This is a genomic window from Mesorhizobium sp. M1403, assembly GCF_040317695.1.
In the GTDB taxonomy this organism is placed as follows: Bacteria; Pseudomonadota; Alphaproteobacteria; order Rhizobiales; family Rhizobiaceae; genus Mesorhizobium.
This window is the reverse complement of record NZ_JAMYKY010000003.1, coordinates 185,066-204,881: the sequence shown is the minus strand read 5'-3', so window position 1 is coordinate 204,881 and position 19,816 is coordinate 185,066. Positions and strand designations below refer to the sequence as shown.

Here is a 19,816-nt window from a genome sequence, read left to right as displayed (position 1 = left end):
CACTTGATGTTTACCGTCACCTCCTCATATACAGCATGGTTAACGGGCTTGCCGCACGGCATTGTCGGTTGGGTGATTCGGACGGGACAAGATGGCACGCATTCTGCTGGCGGAAGACGACGACGACATGCGCCGGTTCCTCGTCAAGGCGCTGGAGCGCGCCGGCTATCAGGTCAGCGATTTCGACAATGGTGCCAGCGCCTATGAGCGGTTGCGCGAGGAACCTTTTTCGCTGCTTTTGACCGACATCGTCATGCCGGAGATGGATGGCATCGAACTCGCCCGCCGCGCCACCGAGATCGACCCCGACCTCAAGGTGATGTTCATAACCGGCTTCGCCGCCGTCGCGCTGAACCCCGATTCGAAGGCGCCGAAAGACGCCAAGGTGCTGTCGAAGCCGTTCCACCTGCGCGACCTCGTCAACGAAGTCGAAAAGATGCTGCAGGCCGCCTGACGCGCTTTTTGTCCCGTCCTGACCGGCCCGGCAAGCCAGCCATTCTTTCCCTTTTCCCGCTATTGACGTGCAGAACCAAAAATGGTGTATGCGCGGCTTCGGATGGGCGTGTAGCTCAGCGGGAGAGCACTGCATTGACATTGCAGGGGTCACAGGTTCAATCCCTGTCACGCCCACCATCCAGACAATCCCTCAATTGGCCGCCGATATTTTCATCGGCGCGGCGTTCCCGGCCTCATCCAGGCATGATGCCGAGCTCGCCAGTACCACCCTCAGGCAGCGCCGAGGCGGAGATCGCCGATCTCGACGTGCTCTAGAAACCACGCATAGGTCTGTTCCAATCCGCTGCGCAGCGAATAGCGCGGGCGCCAGCCGGTGGCGAACAGGCGCGACACGTCCATCAGCTTGCGCGGCGTACCGTCCGGCTTCGTCGCATCGAACGTTATCGCGGCATCGGCGCCGGCGACCGACACGATGGTGCGGGCAAGATCGGCAATGGTGATGTCCTCACCCGAACCGACATTGATGTGGCTGTCGCCCGAATAATTCTTCAGCAGCCAGACCAGAGCGTCGGCGGCGTCGTCGACATGCAGGAACTCGCGCATCGGCGTGCCCGATCCCCACACCTCCAGGGTCTTGCGGCCGGCGCGCCTGGCCTCGTGCGCCTTGCGCATCAGGGCCGGCACGACATGGCTGGAATTGAGATCGAAATTGTCGCCCGGGCCGTAGAGATTGGTCGGCATCGCCGAGATGTAGTCGACACCGTGCTGACGCCGGTAAGCCTGGCACAGTTTCAGCCCGGCGATCTTGGCGATCGCATACCATTCGTTGGTGGGTTCGAGCGGCCCGGTCAGCAAGGCGTCTTCGGAGATCGGCTGCGCCGCGAATTTGGGATAGATGCAGGACGAACCGAGAAACAGCAGCTTCTGCACCTCGTTACGGAAGGCGCTGTCGATGACATTGTTCTGCATGACGAGGTTGTCTTGCAGAAAATCGACCGGAAGCCTGTTGTTGGCCAGGATACCGCCGACCTTGGCCGCCGCCATCACCACTGCATCCGGCTTGCGGTCGGCCATCCAGCGCCGCACGCCGGCCTGGTCGAGAAGATCGAGCTCGGCGCGCGAGGCGGTCAGGACCTCGCAATCTTCGTCGGCCAATCTGCGCAGGATGGCCGAGCCGACCATGCCGCGATGTCCGGCCACGAAAACGCGCTTGCCCTGAAGGTCGAAGGTCATCAGCTCACCCCAATGCAGAACGGCAGCTATGCCAGTTGGCCGGCGGAGCGCCGGATCGGCTTCTCTGTTGCCGGACGCATACCGCATACAGATTTGCCCAGACAAGGCAAATCGCAAAGCCACCCGAAGCAACCTTTGGATCGGACGCTGTAGCACTCGCGATCAGACGCCCGCTACCGCGCAGAGGCTTGTCATTCTGGCAATGGCACGCTCGGGGTCGGCCAGCAACCCTGCCTGGTCGGCAAGGCGAAAGACATCGGAATAGTGACGGATGCCGCGCGCCGATTGCATGCCGCCGACCATCGAAAAATGCTCCTGGTGGCCGTTCACCCATGCCATGAAGACGATGCCGGCCTTGTAATATTCGGTCGGCGCCTCGAAGATTTTGCGCGACAGCGGCACTGTCGGCGCCATCAGCGCATCGTAGCCGGCGCGGTCGCCGTCGGCCAGCTTTGCCAGCGCTGCATTGGCGACCGGCGCGATCGCATCGAAAATGCCGAGCAGCGCGTGCGAATGTCTGTCGCCGTCGCCGGCGATCAGCTCGGGGTAATTGAAGTCGTCGCCGGTGAACATCACCACGCCCTTGGGCAGCCGGTTTCGGAGCGCGATTTCCTTGCCGGCATCGAGCAGCGATATCTTTATGCCCTCGACCTTGCCGGCATGGCGTTCGATGATCGCGACCACCGTGTCGAGCGCGGTTTCGAAATCCTTACTGCCCCAATAGCCTTTCAGCGCCGGATCGAACATGTCGCCCAGCCAGTGCAGGATGACCTTGCCGGAGGCCTGGGACAGGATTCGGTCGTAGACGCCGATATAGTCGTCGGGGCCTTTGGCGATCGCCGCCAGCGCGCGGCTGGCCATCATGATCGCTTTGCCGCCAAGCCCTTCGATGAAGTCGAACTGCTCTTCATAGGCCGCGATGACATCGCCGAGCGTGCTCGCGGCTCCCGGCGCCAGATGGTCGGTGCCGGCGCCTGACGCGAGAGCGGCGCCCTCGACGTTCCGTGCCTCGATAATCGAGCAGCGGATTAATTCCCTGGCATTTGCCCAATCGAAACCCATGCCGCGCTGCGAGGTGTCCATCGCTTCGGCGACACGGAAGCCGAGCCGCCAAAGGTGATGGCGAAACGCCATCGTCTTGTCCCAGTCGACCGCGGGCCTCGACCATGGATTGGTCATGGCGAAGGGATCGGCGACGACATGGGCCGCGGCGTAGGCGATACGCGAGAACCGCGCGCCGGCCACAGGCTGCACCGGCTGGCCGATAAGCCGGTAGAGGATGCGGCCGCCGCCTTCCCCGGGCAAGGTGATGTCCATGGCTCTCTCCCTTCCCAGCGCCTATTAAATGGAACGTTCCAATAAATCAAGATACTTTGCCGCCCTGCCTAGCGCAGCTCAAATTGCTGCATCGCAGCAGGTGAAAGCCGTGCTTGCTGAGCAATTGCGCCCACTGAGCCGCACTTTTCTCGGGTTCGCAAAAACACGATTGACTCAAATGCCCCGCAGAGATTAGATCGTTCCAATAAAACCGCTTAAGAAACCACCGGGAGGACAGATCTGGATGGCCAGCCGGGCCAAGGCAACGATACTCGACATCGCCCGTGAGGCGGGCGTGTCCAAATCGACGGTATCGCTGGTGCTGCAAGGCAGCGGGCTGATCCGGCCTGAAACCGCGCTGAAGGTGCGCAAGGCGATCGAGGATGTCGGCTATGTCTACAACCGCGGCGCCGCCAATCTGCGCAAGGCCCATTCCAACGTCATCGGCATGGTCATCAACGATCTTACCAATCCGTTTTTCGCCGAGATGGCGGTCGGCATGGAGCGCGTCTTCCAGTCGGCCGGCATCGTGCCTTTCATCGCCAACACGGCAGAGAGCCCGGTGCGCCAGGAAGAGGTGCTGAAATCGCTCATGGAGCAAGGTGTCGCCGGGCTCGTCGTGTCGCCGGCGCGCGGCACCGCGCCTGGCGCCTTCCGCCGGCTTGAGACCGCGGGCGTTCCGGTCGTCTTCGTCATGCGCCGGCTTCCCGAAAGCCGCATTCCGGTGATCACGCCCGACAATCATCGCGGCGCCTATCTTGCTACCGCCCATCTGATCGGCAAGGGCCATCGCCGGCTGGCCTTCTTCGGCGGCTCGTCCGACCTTGTCGTCTACCACGAGCGGCTGGGCGGCTTTCGCGCGGCCTGTGAAGCGCTCGGCATCGCACCGGCCGACAGGCTGGTCTTCGAGGGCGAAACCAGCCGCAAGGGCGGCATAGCCTGCCTAGAAACCGCGCTCGCCATGGCCGCGCCGCCGACCGCGGCGCTTTGCTTCAACGATGCCGTCGCCTTCGGCGTCTTGCTGGCGCTGCGCAAGCGTGGCCTGGAACCCGGTGTGGATTTTGCCGTCGTCGGCTTCGACGACGTCGCCGAGGCCGAGCACTATATGCCGGCGCTAACCAGCGTCTCGGTGAACACCGCCGGGCTCGGCGAGCGCGCCGCCCATGTCGTGCTGAAGATGATCCAGTCGCGCACCACGCGCGCCGAGGATCATATCGGCGCCGTCAACCTCGTGGTCAGGGAAAGCTGCGGCCCCGATCGCGATGGAACTCGGCGTGCGGGAATGGGAGACGCGGCATGACCGTCCGATGGGGATTGATCGGCGCCAGCACGATCGCAAGGCAATTCATGATCGGCGCCATCCGCGCGCAGCCGGACGGCGAGATCGCCGCGGTGATGAGCTCCAGCCCGGAGCGCGCCGCCCCCTACGCCAGCGAAAACCGCATTCCGGCGGCGGTCTCGACGCTCGACACCCTGCTCAAATCCGATATCGACGCCGTCTACATCTCGACCACCAACGAATTGCATCTCGAACAGGCACTCGCCGCCATCAAGGCGGGAAAACATGTGCTGTGCGAAAAGCCGCTGGCGCTGACCAGCGCCGACGCCCGCAAGATGGTCGCGGCGGCCAGGGCCGCCGGCGTCGTGCTCGGCACCAATCACCATTTGCGCAATGCCGGCTCGCATCGGGCGATGCGCGCAGCGATCGCTGCCGGCCGCATCGGCAGGCCGATCGCCGCGCGCGTCTTCCACTCTGTCTATCTTCCGGAAAACCTGCAGGGCTGGCGCATCACCAGGCCGGACGCCGGCGGCGGCGTGGTGCTCGACATCACCGTCCACGATGCCGATACGCTGCGGTTCGTGCTTGGCGACGATCCAGTCGGGATCTCGGCCTTCACACAATCGGCCGGCATGGCCGCCGGCGGGCTGGAAGACGGCGCCATGTGCCTCTGGCGCTTCGCATCGGGCGTCATCGCCCAGTCGCATGAGGGCTTCACCACCAAGTTCGCCGGGACCGGCTTCGAGGTGCATGGCACCGAAGGCTCGCTGATCGGCAGGGACGTGATGACGCAGAAGCCAGTCGGCTCTGTGTTGCTGCGAACGGCACAGGGCGAGGAGGAATTGAGCTTCGATCGCGAAGACCTCTATGCCCGTTCGCTGCGCCAATTCCACGCGGCGATCCGCGGCGAGGGCCAGCCTTCCGCCACCGGCGAGGACGGCGTCTGGTCGCTGACCGCGGCCGAAGCGGCATTGCAGTCGGCCAGGTCCGGCAAGGCCGTTGCCATCGACCCGAAGCTCGGGAGCGCTGGGTGAGCAAGCTCGTCTCCGCGACTGAGGCTGCCGGCCTGATCAGGGATGGCATGGTCGTTTCCGTGTCGTCGTCGAGCGGCCTCGGCTGTCCGGACGCGGTGCTGGCCGCCATCGGCGAGCGCTTCGACGCGGATGGGCATCCCAAGGATATCACGACGCTGCACCCGATCGCCGCCGGCGACATGTACGGCATCAAGGGCATTGATCATCTCGCCAAGCCCGGCTTGTTGAAGCGCACTTTGTGCGGCTCCTATCCATCCGGGCCGTCCTCGTCCGAACCGCCGCAGATCTGGAAGATGATCGGCGACAATTCGGTCGCCGCCTATAACGTGCCGTCCGGCATCCTGTTCGACATGCATCGCGAGGCCGCCGCCAAGCGCCCCGGGGTGCTGACCAAGGTCGGGCTCGACACCTTCGCCGACCCGCGCCACCAAGGCTGCGCCATGAATGCCGCCGCCAGCGAGCCGATCGTTTCCGTGCAGCAGTTCGATGGCGAGGAGTGGCTCTATTTCCGCTCGATCGTGCCGCAGGTCGCGATCATCCGCGCCACCACCGCCGACGAGCGCGGCAACCTCACCTATGAGCATGAAGGCGCCTATCTCGGCGGCCTCGAACAGGCGCTGGCCGCTCGCAACAATGGCGGCATCGTCATCGCGCAGGTCAAGCGCGTCGTCGAGAACGGCACGCTGAAGCCGCACGATGTGCGTGTGCCCGGCGTGCTGGTCGATCATATCGTGGTGGCGCCCGACCAGTTGCAGACGACGCTGACGCCCTACGATCCGGCCATCTCCGGCGAGATCTTCCGGCCACTGTCGAGCTTTCGCAACGCTGAAATGAACGTCCAGAAGATCATTGCCCGCCGCGTCGCCATGGAGCTTGCCGACGGCATGGCCGTCAATATCGGCTTCGGCATCTCGGCCAATGTGCCGCGCATCCTGCTCGAGGAAGGCCAGCACGGCAAGGTCACCTGGGTCATCGAACAGGGCGCGGTTGGCGGCGTGCCGCTGCTCGACTTCAAGTTCGGCTGCTCGTCGAACGCCGACGCTTTCATGCCCTCGCCGCACCAGTTCATCTATTTTCAGGCTGGCGGCTTCGACGCCTCGCTGCTGTCCTTCCTGCAGATCGACCGCCACGGCTCTGTCAATGTCTCGAAGCTTTCGGCGCGGCCGCATGTCACCGCCGGCGCCGGCGGCTTCGTCGACATCACCGCGCGGGCGAAGAAGATCGTCTTTTCCGGTTTCTTCAATGCCGGTGCCAAACTCTCATTGGCCGATGGCGGCATCCGCATCGACCAGGAGGGCAAGGTCAAGAAAGTCGTCGGCGAGGTCGAGCACATCTCCTTCTCGGGCAAGCGTGCCGTCGCCCAAGGGCAGGACATCACCTACATCACCGAGCGCTGCGTGATGAAGCTGACGCCGGCAGGGCTGATGGTCACCGAGCTGGCGCCGGGCATCGACCTTGAACGCGATGTGCTGGCGCAGGCCGAGATCCCGCTTGCTGTCGCCAACGACCTCAAAGTGACGCCGGACGCGCTCTACCACGACCGACCGATCGGCCTGTTGCTTAATAGCGGCGCCTCGCTTGGGGGCGCACATGGCTGAGCGTCTAGTAACCTTTGAAACTGACGGCGCCATCGGCATTGTCACGCTGCGTCGGCCGGAGAAATTCAACGCGCTCGACATTCCGATGCTGCGGGCGCTGGAAGCAGCACTCGACGAGGCCGAGGCGGCGGATGGCGTCCGCGTCGTGCTGGTCTGCGGCGAAGGCAAGGGCTTTTGCGCCGGCGGCGATGTCGAAGCATGGGCAGAAATGAGCGCTGTCGACTTCCAGGTGCAATGGGTGCGCTACGGCCACCGCGTCTTCGACCGGCTGGCGCGGCTGCGGCAGCCGACGATCGCCGTGCTTGCCGGCCATGCGCTGGGCGGTGGGCTGGAACTGGCGGCTGCATGCGACTTCCGCGTGGCAGAAACACAGGTGAAGCTGGGTTTCCCCGAGACCTCGATCGGCGTCGTTCCCGGCTGGTCCGGCACACAGCGCGCCGTGCGCCGCTTCGGTGCACAGGCGGTGCGGCGGATGGCGCTTGGCGGCGAGGTGTTTCTGGCAACCGATGCGATGGCGTGGGGGATTGTCGACCGGGCGGTCGAGACCGGCAAGGCGTTCGCGGACGCCAAGGCCTGGGCCGGCAAGATCGCCGAGCGCGGGCCGCTGGCAACCGAAGCCGCCAAGCTGATGATTGCCATCGCCGAAGGCGAAGAGAGTGCCGCCGCGACCGAAGCGCTGGCCAGCGGCTTCGTTGCGCTGACGAGCGATCTCAGGGCCGGCGTCGAGGCTTTCAAAGCCAAGCAGAAACCGGCGTTTTCAAGATCATAGAATGCGAGCGGAACCTGGAAATCACATGAACGCGCCTCTTAACATCACTATGCCCGCCGAGGCAGCCGCAGCGCCGAAAAGCTACCGGCTGCTGATCGACGGCAAGTTCGTCGATGCCCAGGACGGCCGCACGCTGGAGCGCAGCAGCCCCGGCCACGGCTTCACCGTTTCGCGCTATGCGCAAGCCGGCGCGGCGGAGGTCGAGGCGGCGGTACAGGCCGCGCACAAGGCCTTCGAGACCGGCCCGTGGACCCGCATGAAAGCCGCCGAGCGCGCCGCGATCCTGCTCAAGGCTGCTGACCTGATCGAGGCGCGGCTGGACGAGATTGCCCGGCTCGACGCGCTGGAATCAGGCAAGCCGATTGCCCAGGCGCGCGGCGAGATCGGCGGCGCCATCGACATCTGGCGCTATGCTGCGGCACTCGCCCGCACGCTTCACGGCGAAAGCTACGCCAATCTCGGCGATGCCATGCTCGGTGTCGTGCTGCGCGAACCGATCGGCGTCGTCTCGATCATCACGCCGTGGAATTTCCCGTTCCTTATCGTCAGCCAGAAACTGCCCTTCGCGCTCGCCGCCGGCTGCACGGCGGTGGTCAAGCCGAGCGAGATGACCTCGGCCTCGACCTTCGTGCTCGGCGAGATCCTGATGCAGGCCGGCTTGCCCGATGGCGTCGTCAACATCCTTGCCGGGCTGGGCGCCGATGTCGGCGCACCGATGGTCAGCCATCCGCTGGTCGAAATGGTGTCGTTCACCGGCTCCACCCGCGTCGGCAAGATGACCATGGCGTCTGCCGCCAACTCGCTGAAGAAAGTCTCGATGGAGCTCGGCGGCAAGAACGGCCAGATCGTCTTTCCCGACGCCGACCTCGAGGCCGCCGCCGACGCGGCGGTATTCGGCGGCTTCTTCAATGCCGGCGAATGTTGCAATGCCGGCAGCCGGCTGATCGTCCATGAGGCGATCGCCGACGAGTTCCTCGGCGCCGTCAAAGCCCTCACCGCCAAGGTGGTTGTCGGCGACCCGCTCGACGACCGCACCAAGGTTGGCGCGATGATCTCCGCCGACCATGTGGCCAAGGTCACCGGCTACGTGACGGCAGCGGAAAACGACGGCAGCCGGATTTATACTGGCGGCAAGCAACTTGCTTCCAGCGCCGGCCAGTATCTCGACCCGACCATCATTCGCGACGTCACCGAAGACATGGCCATTGCGCGCGAGGAAGTGTTCGGTCCGGTGCTCTCGGTGCTGACTTTTGAATCGATTGAAAGGGCGTTGCACATCGCCAACAACACGCCCTATGGTCTGTCGGCGGGCGTGTGGAGCGCCAGCATCGATACCTGCATGTCGGTGGCGCGGAATGTGCGTTCGGGAACCGTTTGGGTGAACACGTTCATGGAGGGTTACCCCGAACTGCCTTTCGGCGGCTACAAGCAGTCCGGTTTGGGACGCGAACTCGGCAAGCGCGCCGTCGAGGATTATACCGAGGAAAAGACAATCCAGTTTCATCGCGGCCAGCGCACCGGATGGTGGGTCGGCTGAGTTGGGAAGAACCCGGTGGCCATCCGCCGGTCGTTGTAAGTTCAACAAGGGAGGAAGTACATGTTGCGCAAACTGCTTATCGGGACGGCACTCGCGTCGGGCGTTGCGTTCGCGGCCCATGCCGAGGACGTCAAGGAAGTCCAGATGCTGCATTGGTGGACGTCGGGCGGCGAAGCTGCCGCTCTGAACGTGCTCAAGCAGGATCTGGCCAAGGAAGGCTTTGCCTGGAAGGACGTGCCGGTGGCCGGCGGCGGCGGCGACGCCGCCATGACCGCGCTGAAGGCGATGGTGGCGGCCGGCAACTACCCGACCGCCTCGCAGATGCTTGGCTATACCGTGCTCGACTACGCCGCAGCCGGCGTCATGGGCGACCTGACCGAGACGGCGATAAAGGAAGGCTGGGACAAGTCCGTTCCCGCGGCCCTGCAGAAATTCTCGGTCTATGACGGCAAGTGGGTCGCGGCCCCGGTCAACGTCCACTCGGTCAACTGGCTGTGGATCAACAAGGCGGTGATGGACAAGATCGGCGGCACCGAGCCCAAGACCTTCGACGACTTCATCGCGCTGCTCGACAAAGCCAAGGCGGCGGGCGTCATCCCGCTCGCGCTGGGCGGCCAGAATTGGCAGGAAGCCACCATGTTCGACTCGGTCGTGCTGTCGACCGGCGGGCCCGAGTTCTACAAGAAGGCCTTCAACGACCTCGACGAGGAGTCGCTGAAGTCCGACACGATGAAGAAGTCGTTCGACAATCTCGCCAAGCTCGTCACCTATGTCGACCCGAACTTCTCGGGCCGGGACTGGAACCTCGCCACCGCCATGGTCATCAAGGGCGATGCGTTGGTGCAGGTGATGGGTGACTGGGCCAAGGGCGAATTCAACGCCGCCAAGAAGGTCCCCGGCACCGACTTCCTTTGCTACCGCTTCCCCGGCACCGATGGCAGCGTCGTCTACAACTCCGACATGTTCGGCATGTTCAACGTTCCGGAGGACCGCAAGGCCGCCCAGATCGCCCTGGCCACCGCCACTCTGTCGAAGAGCTTCCAGTCGGCCTTCAACGTCGTCAAGGGCTCTGTTCCGGCCCGCACCGACGTGCCGGACACCGATTTCGACGCTTGCGGCAAGAAGGGCATGGCCGATTTGAAGGCCGCCAATGAAGGCGGCACGCTGTTCGGTTCGCTGGCGCAAGGCTATGGCGCGCCTCCGGCGGTTGCCAACGCCTACAAGGATGTCGTCTCGAAGTTCGTGCACGGCCAGATCAAGACCTCGGACGAGGCCGTGACCCAACTGGTCAGCGCGATCGAAGACGCCAAGTAAGGCACCGCCGATGTGAATGATCTCCCCGGCGCAAGCCGGGGAGATCCCCTGCGGCGAGGTTTTGCGGTTGCGCCGACCGGCACGCTTTCGTGCCGCAGAGCCCGCGACAGCCGAATTCCGGACCCGCCATACGGAATGGACAGATGAGTACAGTTGCTGAAACCAGTATCACGCTGACGCCGGAGCACGATGCCCGTCCGGGCGCCTCGGTGCGCTCGCGCCTTCAGGACGCGCTGCCGAAGCTCGTGCTAGCGCCAAGCTTTGCCGCCACCGTCGTCTTCGTCTACGGCTTCATCCTGTGGACGATCTATCTGTCCTTCACCAACTCCAAGACCTTTCCCTCCTACGCCATCACCGGGCCACGCGCCTATCAGCGGCTATGGCGCTGGACCTTCGAAAGCGATCCGCCGTCCAGCTGGTACACGTCGATCACCAATATGGGGATTTTCGGCTTCCTCTATATTTCCATCTGCCTGGCACTCGGCCTGTTCCTGGCGATCCTGCTTGATCAGAAGATCCGCGGCGAAGGCATGTTGCGGCCGATCTATCTCTACCCCATGGCACTGTCCTTCATCGTCACCGGCGTTGCCTGGAAATGGTTTCTCGACCCCGGCCTCGGCCTCGAGCAGACGTTGCACCAGTGGGGCTGGACGAGCTTCCATTTCGACTGGATCAAGAACAAGGATTTCGTCATCTACACGGTGGTCATCGCCGGCGTCTGGCAGGCTTCGGGCTTTATCATGGCGATGTTCCTGGCCGGCCTGCGCGGGATCGACGGCGAGATCATGAAGGCGGCGCAGATCGACGGCGCCACCACCTTCCAGCTCTACCGCCGCATCGTCATTCCGCTGCTGCGGCCGATCTTCCTTTCGGCGTTGATCGTGCTCGCGCATCTCGCCATCAAGTCCTACGATCTGGTCGTCGCGCTGACCAGCGGCGGGCCGGGCGGCTCGGCCTGGCTGCCGTCGAACTTCATGTATGAGTACACCTTCAAGCGCAACGAAATGGCCGTCGGCTCGGCCAGCGCCGTGATCATGCTGATGACCATCACCGCGATCATCGTTCCCTATCTCTATTCCGAGCTCCGGGAGAAGCCGCGATGAGCGCCGTGGCCACTCCTGCTCGCCAGAACACTGGCGGTATCCGCGCCAGGACGGTCAACCGCATCGTCATCTACGGGCTGCTGGCGCTGTTCGCGCTGTTCTACCTGATGCCGCTATTCGTCATGCTGGTGACCTCGTTCAAGACCATGGACGAAATCCAGAACGGCAACATGCTGGCGCTGCCGCAAGCGCCGACTTTCGCACCCTGGATAAGGGCGTGGAGCGAGGTCTGCTCGGGTCTCACCTGCGTCGGCATGAAGGGTTATTTCTGGAACTCGATCAAGATGGTGGTTCCAGCGGTCGTCATCTCGACCCTGCTCGGCGCGCTCAACGGCTATGTGCTGACGAAGTGGCGCTTTCGCGGGGCGACGCTGGTGTTCGGGCTGATGCTGTTTGCCTGCTTCATCCCGTTCCAATCGGTTCTCTTGCCGATGGCAACGATCCTCGGCAGCTTCGGCCGGTTCGGCGTCAAGCTGCAGAACGCGACCGGCCTCACCTTCGGCTTCGGCAATCCGACGGTGAACCTGGTGTTCGTCCACGTCGTCTACGGCATCGGCTTCACCACCCTGTTCTTCCGCAATTACTACGAAGCGTTTCCGAATGAATTGGTGAAGGCGGCGCAGATCGACGGCGCCAGCTTCTTCCAGATCTTCCGGCGCATCATGCTGCCCAACTCGCTGCCGATCATCGTGGTGACGGTGATCTACCAGTTCACCAATATCTGGAACGACTTCCTCTTTGCCTCCGCCTATGCCGGCTCCGGCGACGTGATGCCGATGACCGTGGCGCTGAACAACGTCGTCAACACCTCGACCGGCGTCGTCGAATACAACGTCAACATGGCGGCGGCGATGATCGCCGCGCTGCCGACGCTCCTCGTCTATGTGCTCGCCGGCCGCTATTTCGTGCGCGGCCTGATGGCCGGCGCCGTCAAAGGATAATCGCATGGCTTTTCTGGAAATTGACGGGTTGAAGAAGCGTTTCGGAGCGGTCGAGATCCTGAAAGGCATCGATCTCGACCTCGAAAAGGGCGGCTTCCTCGTGCTGGTCGGGCCCTCCGGTTGCGGCAAGTCCACGCTGCTCAACACCATTGCCGGCCTGGAGACCATCACCGAAGGCGAAATCCGCGTCGACGGACGCACGATCAACGATCTCCACCCCTCCAAGCGCGACATCGCGATGGTCTTCCAGAGCTACGCGCTCTATCCGAACATGACGGTCGCCGGCAATATCGCCTTCGGCATGGAGATGCGCGGCGTGCCGGCCGACGAGCGCCAGAAGGCCATCGACAAGGTGGCGAAGGTCCTGCAGATCGGCCATTTGCTGAAGCGCAAGCCAAGCCAGCTTTCCGGCGGCCAGCGCCAGCGCGTCGCCATGGGCCGGGCACTGGTGCGCGATCCAAAGCTGTTCCTGTTCGACGAGCCTTTGTCCAACCTCGACGCCAAGCTGCGCGTCGACATGCGCATCGAGATCAAGCGCCTGCACGCCACCACCGGCACCACCATCGTCTACGTCACGCACGACCAGATCGAGGCGATGACGCTGGCCACCAAGATCGCGGTGATGCGCGACGGCGAGGTGCAGCAGTTCGGTACGCCGGCCGAAATCTATAACAATCCGGTCAACCTGTTTGTTGCTGACTTCATGGGCTCGCCGGCGATGAACCTGATCCCGGCGACGATCGGCAGCAACGGCAGCGGCTTCTCCGTCGTCATGGAGCGCGAGGCGCGCCAGCCGATCTCGCTGCCGCTGGCCAATGCGCCGGCCGGCCTGTCGGCGTTCCAGGGAAAACCGATCATCTTCGGCGTCCGCCCGGAAGCACTGACCGATCCCGAAGGGGCCGAACGCAACGCCTCGAACATCGCCCGCGCCGACTGTCACATCGAGGTCATCGAGCCGGCCGGCTCGGATACGTTCGCGGTCACCAATCTCGGCGGCAAGGCGGTGGTGGCGCGGCTGCGCGCCGACGCCAACATCCAGCCCGGCACGGTCACGCCGCTCGCCTTCAACCTGACCAAGGCGGTGTTCTTCGATCCGGCGACCGAGAGACGCATCGTCTGACGGCCATGACAAATCCAGATATCGTCATCATCGGCTCCGGCATAGGCGGCGCCACGATCGCTTCCGGCCTTGCCGGCGGTGGCGCCTCGATCCTGATGCTGGAGCGCGGCGAACCGCTGCCGGCGACGCCGCATACACGCGACACCCGCGCCATCTTCGTCGATGGCCACTACCGGCCGAAGGAGATGTGGCTCGAGGCCGGGGGTGCCGCGTTCAACCCCGGCAATTACTACTATGTCGGCGGCAATTCGAAATTCTACGGCGCGGTGCTGATCCGCTACCGCAGGCAAGACTTTTCGGAGATGGAGCACTATGGCGGCATCTCGCCGGCCTGGCCGTTTTCCTATGAGGAATTCGAACCCTGGTATTCCAGGGCCGAGCAGCTTTTTCGCGTGCGTGGTGCGCTCGGCGAAGACCCGACCGAGCCGTTCCACTCGACGCCCTACCCTTTCGGCCCGGTACCCGACGAGCCGCCTATCGCGCGTGCGCGCGCCGAGTTGAAGAGCCTGGGCCTGCATCCGGCATCGCTGCCGCTCGGCGTCGACATCGAAGCCTGGCTGAAAGACGGCAGCACGCCGTGGGATGCGTTTCCCAACACCGGCGCCGGCAAGGTCGACGCGCAAACGGGGCCGCTGGCGTCGGCCCTTGCCGACCAGAACATCAAGCTCGAGACCGGCGCGCATGTCGAACATCTCGAAGCATCGCCGGACGCCAGGACGATCGCCGCCGTCCATTATCGACAGAACGGTACGCTGAAGAGCGTCGCGCCGAAGCTGGTCATCCTGTCGGCCGGCGCGGTCAATTCCGCCGCCATCCTGCTGCGTTCGCCTTCCCCCAACGGCAAAGGCGGCGGCAAAGGCCTGGCCAACCGCTCCGACCAGGTCGGCCGCAACTTCATGAACCACAATTCGAGCGCCATGCTGGCGATCGATCCGCGCCGCCGGAACAAATCCGTCTACCAGAAGACGCTGATGCTGAACGACTATTATCTGTCCGACGGCAAGGGCGGCAAGCCGCTCGGCAATGTCCAACTCCTCGGCAAGATCGACGGCAACATCCTCAAGGCCAATGTCAGGCGCGCGCCCAAATTCGCGCTCGATTTCATGGCCGGCCGCGCCGTCGACTGGTATCTGATGTGCGAGGACCTGCCCGATCCCGAGAGCCGCATCATGGTCGACGGCAAGGACATCATCATGCAGTGGCGGCGCTCCAACATGCAATCGCTCGACGGGCTGACCAAGGTGATGCGCGAGAATTTCCGCGCCTGCGGCTATCCGATCGTCCTGTCGCGGCCGTTCGACAAGCGCACGCCCTCGCACCAGTGCGGCACGGTGAAGATGGGCAATGACCCGGCGACCTCGCCGCTCGACCCATTCTGCCGCTCCTTCGACCACAGCAATTTGTTCGTCGTCGATGCCGGCTTCCTGCCGAATTCGGCCGCCGTCAATCCGGCGCTGTCGATCGCCGCACAGGCGCTGCGCGTCGCCGACCACATCCGCAAGACGGAGCTCGCAACATGAGCCGCCCGGCAGCGATCGTCACCGGCGGCGCGCGCGGCATCGGCCTTGCCTGCGCCGAGGCGCTGGCCAGCGCCGGCTTCGACATCCTCGTCGCCGACCTTGCCAACGAAGCCGCCGACGGGCTCGCCGCCGACATCACCGGGCGCGGCGCGAAGTTCGCCTATGTCAGCGGCGACATCGCCGACCTCGACGACCATGCAGCGCTGATCGATGCCGCGACAAGCGCCTTCGGCCGCATCGACTGCCTGGTCAACAATGCTGGCATCGGCACCGTCCTGCGCGGCGACCTGCTTGAACTCAAGCCGGAAAATTTCGACCGGGTGCTCAGCATCAATCTGCGCGGCACCGTATTCCTCAGCCAGGCCGTTGCCAAAGCGATGCTCGACCTGCCGAGCGATGGTGCGAGGTCGATCATCACCATCACTTCGGTCAGTGCCGCCATGGCCTCGCCGGAACGCTCCGATTACTGCATTTCCAAGGCCGGGCTTTCGATGTGGGTGAAGAACCTGGCGCTGCGGCTTGCCGCCGAAAACATCGCCGTGTTCGAAGTGCGGCCGGGCATCATCCGCACCGACATGACCGCGGGTGTCACCGCCAAATATGACGGATTGATCGACGGCGGCCTGGTGCCGGCAATGCGCTGGGGCGAGAGCAAGGATATCGGTGCCGCCGTGGCGGCGCTCGCCGGGGGCAAGCTCGGCTTTTCGACCGGCTCGGTCATCAATGTCGACGGCGCGCTGTCCGTGCCGAGGCTATGAACAGGTGACGCCATGATCGACTACATCCCATGACTGACTACATAATTGTCGGCGCCGGCCCGGCCGGCTGCGTACTCGCCAATCGGCTGAGCGAAGATCCGTCGCATCAGGTGCTGCTGCTCGAAGCCGGCGGCAAGGACTGGCATCCCTTGATCCACATGCCGGCCGGTTTTGCCAAGATGACCAAGGGCATCGCCGCCTGGGGCTGGTCGACGGTGCCGCAAAAGTACATGAACGATCGCGTCTTCCGGTACACGCAGGCCAAGGTGATCGGCGGCGGCTCTTCGATCAACGCCCAGATCTACACGCGCGGCAACGCCCGCGACTACGATGCCTGGGAGAAGGAAGAAGGCCTTGCCGGTTGGGGCTATCGCGACGTGCTGCCCTATTTCAAGCGCGCCGAGAACAACCAGCGCTATGCCAACGATTTTCACGGCGACCAGGGCCCGCTCGGCGTATCGAACCCGATCGCGCCGCTGCCGATCTGCGAGGCCTATTTCCGTGCCGGACAAGAGATGGGCATTCCCTTTAATCCCGACTTCAACGGCGCCAGCCAGGAGGGCGTCGGCTACTACCAATTGACGCAGAAGGACGCAAAACGCTCCTCCGCCTCGGTCGCCTATCTCAGGCCGATCCGCGAGCGCAAGAATCTCACCATCAGGACCGGCGTTCTGGTGACACGCATCGTCGTCGACAAAGGCCGCGCTGTCGGCGTCGAGATCGTCGACAAGCCGGGCGGCCAGCCAACGATCCTGCACGCCGAACGCGAGGTGATCGTCTCGTCCGGCGCCATCGGCTCGCCGAAGCTTCTGATGCAGTCGGGCATCGGCCCGGCCGACCATCTGAAGGCGGTCGGCGTGACGCCGGTGCACGATTTGCCCGGCGTCGGCTCCAATCTGCAGGATCATCTCGACCTATTCGTCATCGCCGAATGCACCGGCAACCACACCTATGACAACTACGCCAAGCTGCACTGGACGGCGTGGGCCGGCCTGCAGTATCTTCTCCTGAAGAAGGGCCCCGTGGCCTCCAGCCTGTTCGAGACCGGCGGCTTCTGGTACGCCGATCCGACCGCCGCCTCTCCCGATATCCAGCTGCATCTCGGCCTCGGCTCCGGCATCGAGGCCGGCGTCGAGAAGCTGAACAATCCGGGCGTGACACTGAACTCGGCCTTCCTGCGCCCGCGCTCGCGCGGCACGGTGCGGCTGAACAGTGCCGACCCGGCCGACCGCCCGCTGATCGATCCGAACTATTGGTCCGATCCCTATGACCGCGACATGTCGATCAAGGGGCTGAGGCTGGCGCGCGAGATCATGCGGCAGAAGGCGCTGCAGCCCTACGTGCTGCGCGAGGTACTACTGGGACCCGACCTGCAGACCGGCGACGAACTGTTCGACTACGCCTGCCGCAGTTCCAAGACCGACCACCACCCGGTCGGCACCTGCCGCATGGGCCACGATGCGATGAGCGTGGTAACGCCCGATCTCAAGCTGCGCGGCATCGAGGGCCTGCGCGTCTGCGACGCCTCGGTGATGCCGCGCATCCCCTCCTCCAACACCAACGCGCCGACGATCATGGTAGGCGAAAAGGGCGCCGATCTGATCCTTGGCCGGGAGCCGCTGCCGCCGGCGGTGTTTTCCACCAACCGAGCGGCATGAGGGACAAAGAATGATCAGGCACTGTGTTTTCGTCAGATTCCGCAACGATGTCGCCACCGCCGAGCGCGCGGCAATCCATGGCGATCTCGAAGCGTTGCGGCCGGTGATCGACGGCATGGGCAAGGTCGAGTTCAGCGCCAACACCAGCCCAGAACCCTTCGCCCGCGGCTTCACGCACGGCTTCACCATCGACTTTCGCGATGCGGCGGCACGCGATGACTATCTGGAGCATGAAGCGCACCAGCGAGCCGGCGCGAGACTGGTCGCGGCGCTCGAAGGTGGCACGGACGGGCTGATAGTGTGCGACCTGGAGATCGCGTGACTATCCCAGTCTCAGCGCAACGACGCCGGCGACGATGCTAAGCACCGCAGCACCTCGCCATGCCGTCATCTTCTCGCCGAGCGCGAACACCGAGATCATCATGGCGAACAGGATCGATGTTTCGCGCAGCGACGCCACCGAGGCGATCGGCGCCTTGGTCATCGCCCACATCACGATCCAGTAGGCGCCGCCGCTGAGCACGCCGGTATAGATTCCCGCCTTCCAGTCGCGCGCCAGCACCGGCAGCGCCCGTGGGCCGCGAAAGACGACGCACAGCACCAGCGCCCACAGCGCGTCGCAGACGAACAGCCAGGCCGCATAACTCGACGCGGTGGCGGCGAGCCGCGCGCCGCTGCCGTCCGACAGCGTATAGCTGGCGATGAAGATCGATGTGCCCAGCGCGAAGCCGACGGCGCGCAGGTTCAACTTCTCCAGATGCGCGCCGCCGCGAAACGACAGCACCAGCGTGCCCGCCGACAACAAGACGATGCCGACGATAGCGAGCGGCGCCGGCATCTCGGCCACAACCACAATGCCCCCCAAAGCAGCCAATAGCGGCGCGGTGCCGCGCGCCAGCGGATAGGTCTGGGCGAAATCGCCGGCCTTGTAGGCACCGATCAGGAACGTCCTGTAGCCCATGTGGAAGACAACCGAGGCGAGGATGTATGGCCACACTTCCGGCTTCGGCACCTCGACGAAAGGCAACGTCACCAGCGCGGCGGCACCCATGCCGGCCGTCATCAGCGTAATCGACAGGAAACGGTCGAGATGGACCTTGACCAGCGCGTTCCAGATCGCATGCATGGCCGCAGCGGCAAGCACCGCGAAAAAGACAAACAGGCTCATCGGCGGCTCATCCGCCGCCGATCCCGGTGGCTACCGGCGTTTCCATGTCGATATCGACCCAGAGCGGAAAATGGTCGGAGGCGATTTGGCCGATATCGGCGTTGACCGAGCGCACGCGCCCGGCAAACATCCCGCCGACGAAGCAATGGTCGAGCCGGCGCTTTGCCACTCTGCCGTCGATGGTCTTCACATGGGTGTGGAAATCCGCCGTCGGTTCAATGGCGACGGCGGCAGCATCGACAAAACCGTCGAGATAGGCGGCACCGCGATGATAGGGCGCGCTGCCGGCGATGCGGCGGTACTCGGCGCTGCCCGGCTCCATGTTGAAGTCGCCCATCCAGATCGCCGCCAGCGGGTTTTCCGGCTCCTGTTCGCCATTGCTCCAGTTGCGCGCCGGCTCGTCATCGGCGCCGCTCCATGGCCCGCCCTCGGACGGCGCCCGGCGATGCTCGGCGAGCAAATAGTCGATCTGCTCCAGCCGCTCCTCGGCCGCGATATGCGCCAGATGCAGCGACAGCACCCGCACCGGGCCGGCAGGGGTGCGGATCATGCACTCGAGTGCGGCATTGCGGGTGTTGAGCGGACGCAGCGTGCGCCTGAGCGGCAGCGTGTGCAGCCGCGACCAGGCGATCGGCAGCTTCGACAGAAGCATGGTGCCGAATTGCCGCCGCCGGTTGACGATGCGGCCTTCACGCCGTCGGCTGGCATCCATGTCGAAGGCCGGGCCATAGACCCAATGGTAGTCGGGCAGCAATTGCGAAAGAAGTTCCGGCTGGTCGTCCTCGTTGCTGCGCAACCAGTGCCGCTCCACTTCCTGCAAGGCGATGATGTCGGCGCCGGCAACGACCTTGGCGCAGCGCGCCAGATCGTAGCGGCCATCGCTGCCGAAGCCGTACTGGATGTTGTAGCTGACCAGCTTCATTGCTTATCCGGCTCAGTTTCCTGCTGGCAGTAGCCGTTCGCTGACAGCCTTGCAATGTGCAGCCGGGCGGAGGGAGCTTGGGCCAGATG

18 protein-coding genes and 1 tRNA gene are annotated in these 19,816 nt (G+C 64.3%); 15 read left to right on the top strand and 4 right to left on the bottom strand.

The window, feature by feature from the left end:
* The first annotated feature begins 91 nt into the window (after positions 1-91).
* Both cpdR and NKH01_RS08645 read left to right on the top strand, forming a co-directional pair.
* On the top strand, positions 92-454 hold the full coding sequence (cpdR, locus tag NKH01_RS08650) for a cell cycle two-component system response regulator CpdR (protein WP_006199474.1): 363 nt from the start codon (positions 92-94) through the stop codon (positions 452-454).
* A gap of 104 nt (positions 455-558) precedes the next feature.
* Positions 559-633 (top strand) — tRNA-Val (locus tag NKH01_RS08645).
* A 93-nt stretch (positions 634-726) separates the two neighbouring features.
* Here NKH01_RS08645 and fcl read toward each other — a convergent pair.
* Positions 727-1,689, bottom strand: a complete 963-nt coding sequence (gene fcl, locus NKH01_RS08640; protein ID WP_353019938.1) for a GDP-L-fucose synthase — start codon at positions 1,687-1,689, stop codon at positions 727-729.
* Between the two features lie 162 nt (positions 1,690-1,851).
* Complete coding sequence (locus NKH01_RS08635) at positions 1,852-3,006, bottom strand: dihydrodipicolinate synthase family protein (protein ID WP_353019937.1); 1,155 nt, start codon at positions 3,004-3,006, stop codon at positions 1,852-1,854.
* Positions 3,007-3,250: 244 nt separating this feature from the next.
* Between NKH01_RS08635 and NKH01_RS08630 the strand changes: the two genes are divergently transcribed.
* The 13 genes from NKH01_RS08630 to NKH01_RS08570 all read left to right on the top strand — a co-directional run bounded on the left by NKH01_RS08630 (position 3,251) and on the right by NKH01_RS08570 (position 17,959).
* On the top strand, positions 3,251-4,306 hold the full coding sequence (locus tag NKH01_RS08630) for a LacI family DNA-binding transcriptional regulator (protein WP_353019935.1): 1,056 nt from the start codon (positions 3,251-3,253) through the stop codon (positions 4,304-4,306).
* Positions 4,303-5,319, top strand: a complete 1,017-nt coding sequence (locus NKH01_RS08625) for a Gfo/Idh/MocA family protein (RefSeq protein WP_353019934.1) — start codon at positions 4,303-4,305, stop codon at positions 5,317-5,319. The genes NKH01_RS08630 and NKH01_RS08625 overlap by 4 nt, the downstream gene beginning before the upstream one ends.
* Positions 5,316-6,917 (top strand): acyl CoA:acetate/3-ketoacid CoA transferase, encoded by a 1,602-nt coding sequence (locus NKH01_RS08620; RefSeq protein ID WP_353019932.1) that lies wholly within the window; start codon positions 5,316-5,318, stop codon positions 6,915-6,917. The genes NKH01_RS08625 and NKH01_RS08620 overlap by 4 nt, the downstream gene beginning before the upstream one ends.
* Positions 6,910-7,686: an enoyl-CoA hydratase/isomerase family protein gene (locus NKH01_RS08615; protein ID WP_352845567.1), complete on the top strand. Its 777-nt coding sequence runs from the start codon at positions 6,910-6,912 to the stop codon at positions 7,684-7,686. Before NKH01_RS08620 ends, NKH01_RS08615 begins: the two co-directional genes overlap by 8 nt.
* Positions 7,687-7,711: 25 nt before the next feature.
* Entirely contained in the window at positions 7,712-9,223 is a 1,512-nt protein-coding gene (locus NKH01_RS08610) for an aldehyde dehydrogenase family protein (protein WP_353019931.1), read from the top strand.
* A 60-nt stretch (positions 9,224-9,283) separates the two neighbouring features.
* Positions 9,284-10,537, top strand: a complete 1,254-nt coding sequence (locus tag NKH01_RS08605) for an ABC transporter substrate-binding protein (protein ID WP_031194023.1) — start codon at positions 9,284-9,286, stop codon at positions 10,535-10,537.
* Positions 10,538-10,680: 143 nt separating this feature from the next.
* On the top strand, positions 10,681-11,640 hold the full coding sequence (locus NKH01_RS08600; protein WP_353019930.1) for a carbohydrate ABC transporter permease: 960 nt from the start codon (positions 10,681-10,683) through the stop codon (positions 11,638-11,640).
* Positions 11,637-12,581, top strand: coding sequence for a carbohydrate ABC transporter permease (locus NKH01_RS08595; protein ID WP_023719057.1), 945 nt, complete (start codon positions 11,637-11,639; stop codon positions 12,579-12,581). The genes NKH01_RS08600 and NKH01_RS08595 overlap by 4 nt, the downstream gene beginning before the upstream one ends.
* A 4-nt stretch (positions 12,582-12,585) precedes the next feature.
* A complete protein-coding gene (locus NKH01_RS08590) occupies positions 12,586-13,701 on the top strand; it encodes an ABC transporter ATP-binding protein (RefSeq protein WP_023719056.1) in 1,116 nt (371 codons plus the stop codon).
* 5 nt (positions 13,702-13,706) lie between these two features.
* Complete coding sequence (locus NKH01_RS08585; RefSeq protein ID WP_353019928.1) at positions 13,707-15,221, top strand: GMC oxidoreductase; 1,515 nt, start codon at positions 13,707-13,709, stop codon at positions 15,219-15,221.
* The gene (locus NKH01_RS08580; RefSeq protein WP_023719054.1) at positions 15,218-15,979 is read left to right on the top strand and encodes a 3-ketoacyl-ACP reductase; all 762 of its coding nucleotides are present in this window, start codon (positions 15,218-15,220) and stop codon (positions 15,977-15,979) included. The genes NKH01_RS08585 and NKH01_RS08580 overlap by 4 nt, the downstream gene beginning before the upstream one ends.
* Positions 15,980-16,008: 29 nt before the next feature.
* The gene (locus tag NKH01_RS08575) at positions 16,009-17,637 is read left to right on the top strand and encodes a GMC family oxidoreductase (RefSeq protein ID WP_353019926.1); all 1,629 of its coding nucleotides are present in this window, start codon (positions 16,009-16,011) and stop codon (positions 17,635-17,637) included.
* Between the two features lie 10 nt (positions 17,638-17,647).
* Positions 17,648-17,959: a Dabb family protein gene (locus NKH01_RS08570; RefSeq protein WP_353019924.1), complete on the top strand. Its 312-nt coding sequence runs from the start codon at positions 17,648-17,650 to the stop codon at positions 17,957-17,959.
* Here the strand turns inward: NKH01_RS08570 and NKH01_RS08565 are convergent, their stop codons facing one another.
* Together NKH01_RS08565 and NKH01_RS08560 are read right to left on the bottom strand one after the other, a co-directional pair.
* A complete protein-coding gene (locus NKH01_RS08565; RefSeq protein WP_023719051.1) occupies positions 17,960-18,805 on the bottom strand; it encodes an EamA family transporter in 846 nt (281 codons plus the stop codon).
* 7 nt (positions 18,806-18,812) lie between these two features.
* Complete coding sequence (locus NKH01_RS08560) at positions 18,813-19,727, bottom strand: endonuclease/exonuclease/phosphatase family protein (RefSeq protein WP_353019923.1); 915 nt, start codon at positions 19,725-19,727, stop codon at positions 18,813-18,815.
* Positions 19,728-19,816: the final 89 nt, after the last annotated feature.

Coding starts and splice junctions, on each gene's coding strand:
- NKH01_RS08570 (WP_353019924.1), top strand. CDS start 17,648: ATGATCAGGCACTGTGTTTTCGTCAGATTCCGCAACGATGTCGCCACC.
- NKH01_RS08575 (WP_353019926.1), top strand. CDS start 16,009: ATGACTGACTACATAATTGTCGGCGCCGGCCCGGCCGGCTGCGTACTC.
- NKH01_RS08565 (WP_023719051.1), bottom strand. CDS start 18,805: ATGAGCCTGTTTGTCTTTTTCGCGGTGCTTGCCGCTGCGGCCATGCAT.
- NKH01_RS08600 (WP_353019930.1), top strand. CDS start 10,681: ATGAGTACAGTTGCTGAAACCAGTATCACGCTGACGCCGGAGCACGAT.
- NKH01_RS08630 (WP_353019935.1), top strand. CDS start 3,251: ATGGCCAGCCGGGCCAAGGCAACGATACTCGACATCGCCCGTGAGGCG.
- cpdR (WP_006199474.1), top strand. CDS start 92: ATGGCACGCATTCTGCTGGCGGAAGACGACGACGACATGCGCCGGTTC.
- NKH01_RS08605 (WP_031194023.1), top strand. CDS start 9,284: ATGTTGCGCAAACTGCTTATCGGGACGGCACTCGCGTCGGGCGTTGCG.
- NKH01_RS08625 (WP_353019934.1), top strand. CDS start 4,303: ATGACCGTCCGATGGGGATTGATCGGCGCCAGCACGATCGCAAGGCAA.
- NKH01_RS08595 (WP_023719057.1), top strand. CDS start 11,637: ATGAGCGCCGTGGCCACTCCTGCTCGCCAGAACACTGGCGGTATCCGC.
- NKH01_RS08615 (WP_352845567.1), top strand. CDS start 6,910: ATGGCTGAGCGTCTAGTAACCTTTGAAACTGACGGCGCCATCGGCATT.
- NKH01_RS08610 (WP_353019931.1), top strand. CDS start 7,712: ATGAACGCGCCTCTTAACATCACTATGCCCGCCGAGGCAGCCGCAGCG.
- NKH01_RS08580 (WP_023719054.1), top strand. CDS start 15,218: ATGAGCCGCCCGGCAGCGATCGTCACCGGCGGCGCGCGCGGCATCGGC.
- NKH01_RS08590 (WP_023719056.1), top strand. CDS start 12,586: ATGGCTTTTCTGGAAATTGACGGGTTGAAGAAGCGTTTCGGAGCGGTC.
- NKH01_RS08585 (WP_353019928.1), top strand. CDS start 13,707: ATGACAAATCCAGATATCGTCATCATCGGCTCCGGCATAGGCGGCGCC.
- NKH01_RS08635 (WP_353019937.1), bottom strand. CDS start 3,006: ATGGACATCACCTTGCCCGGGGAAGGCGGCGGCCGCATCCTCTACCGG.
- NKH01_RS08560 (WP_353019923.1), bottom strand. CDS start 19,727: ATGAAGCTGGTCAGCTACAACATCCAGTACGGCTTCGGCAGCGATGGC.
- fcl (WP_353019938.1), bottom strand. CDS start 1,689: ATGACCTTCGACCTTCAGGGCAAGCGCGTTTTCGTGGCCGGACATCGC.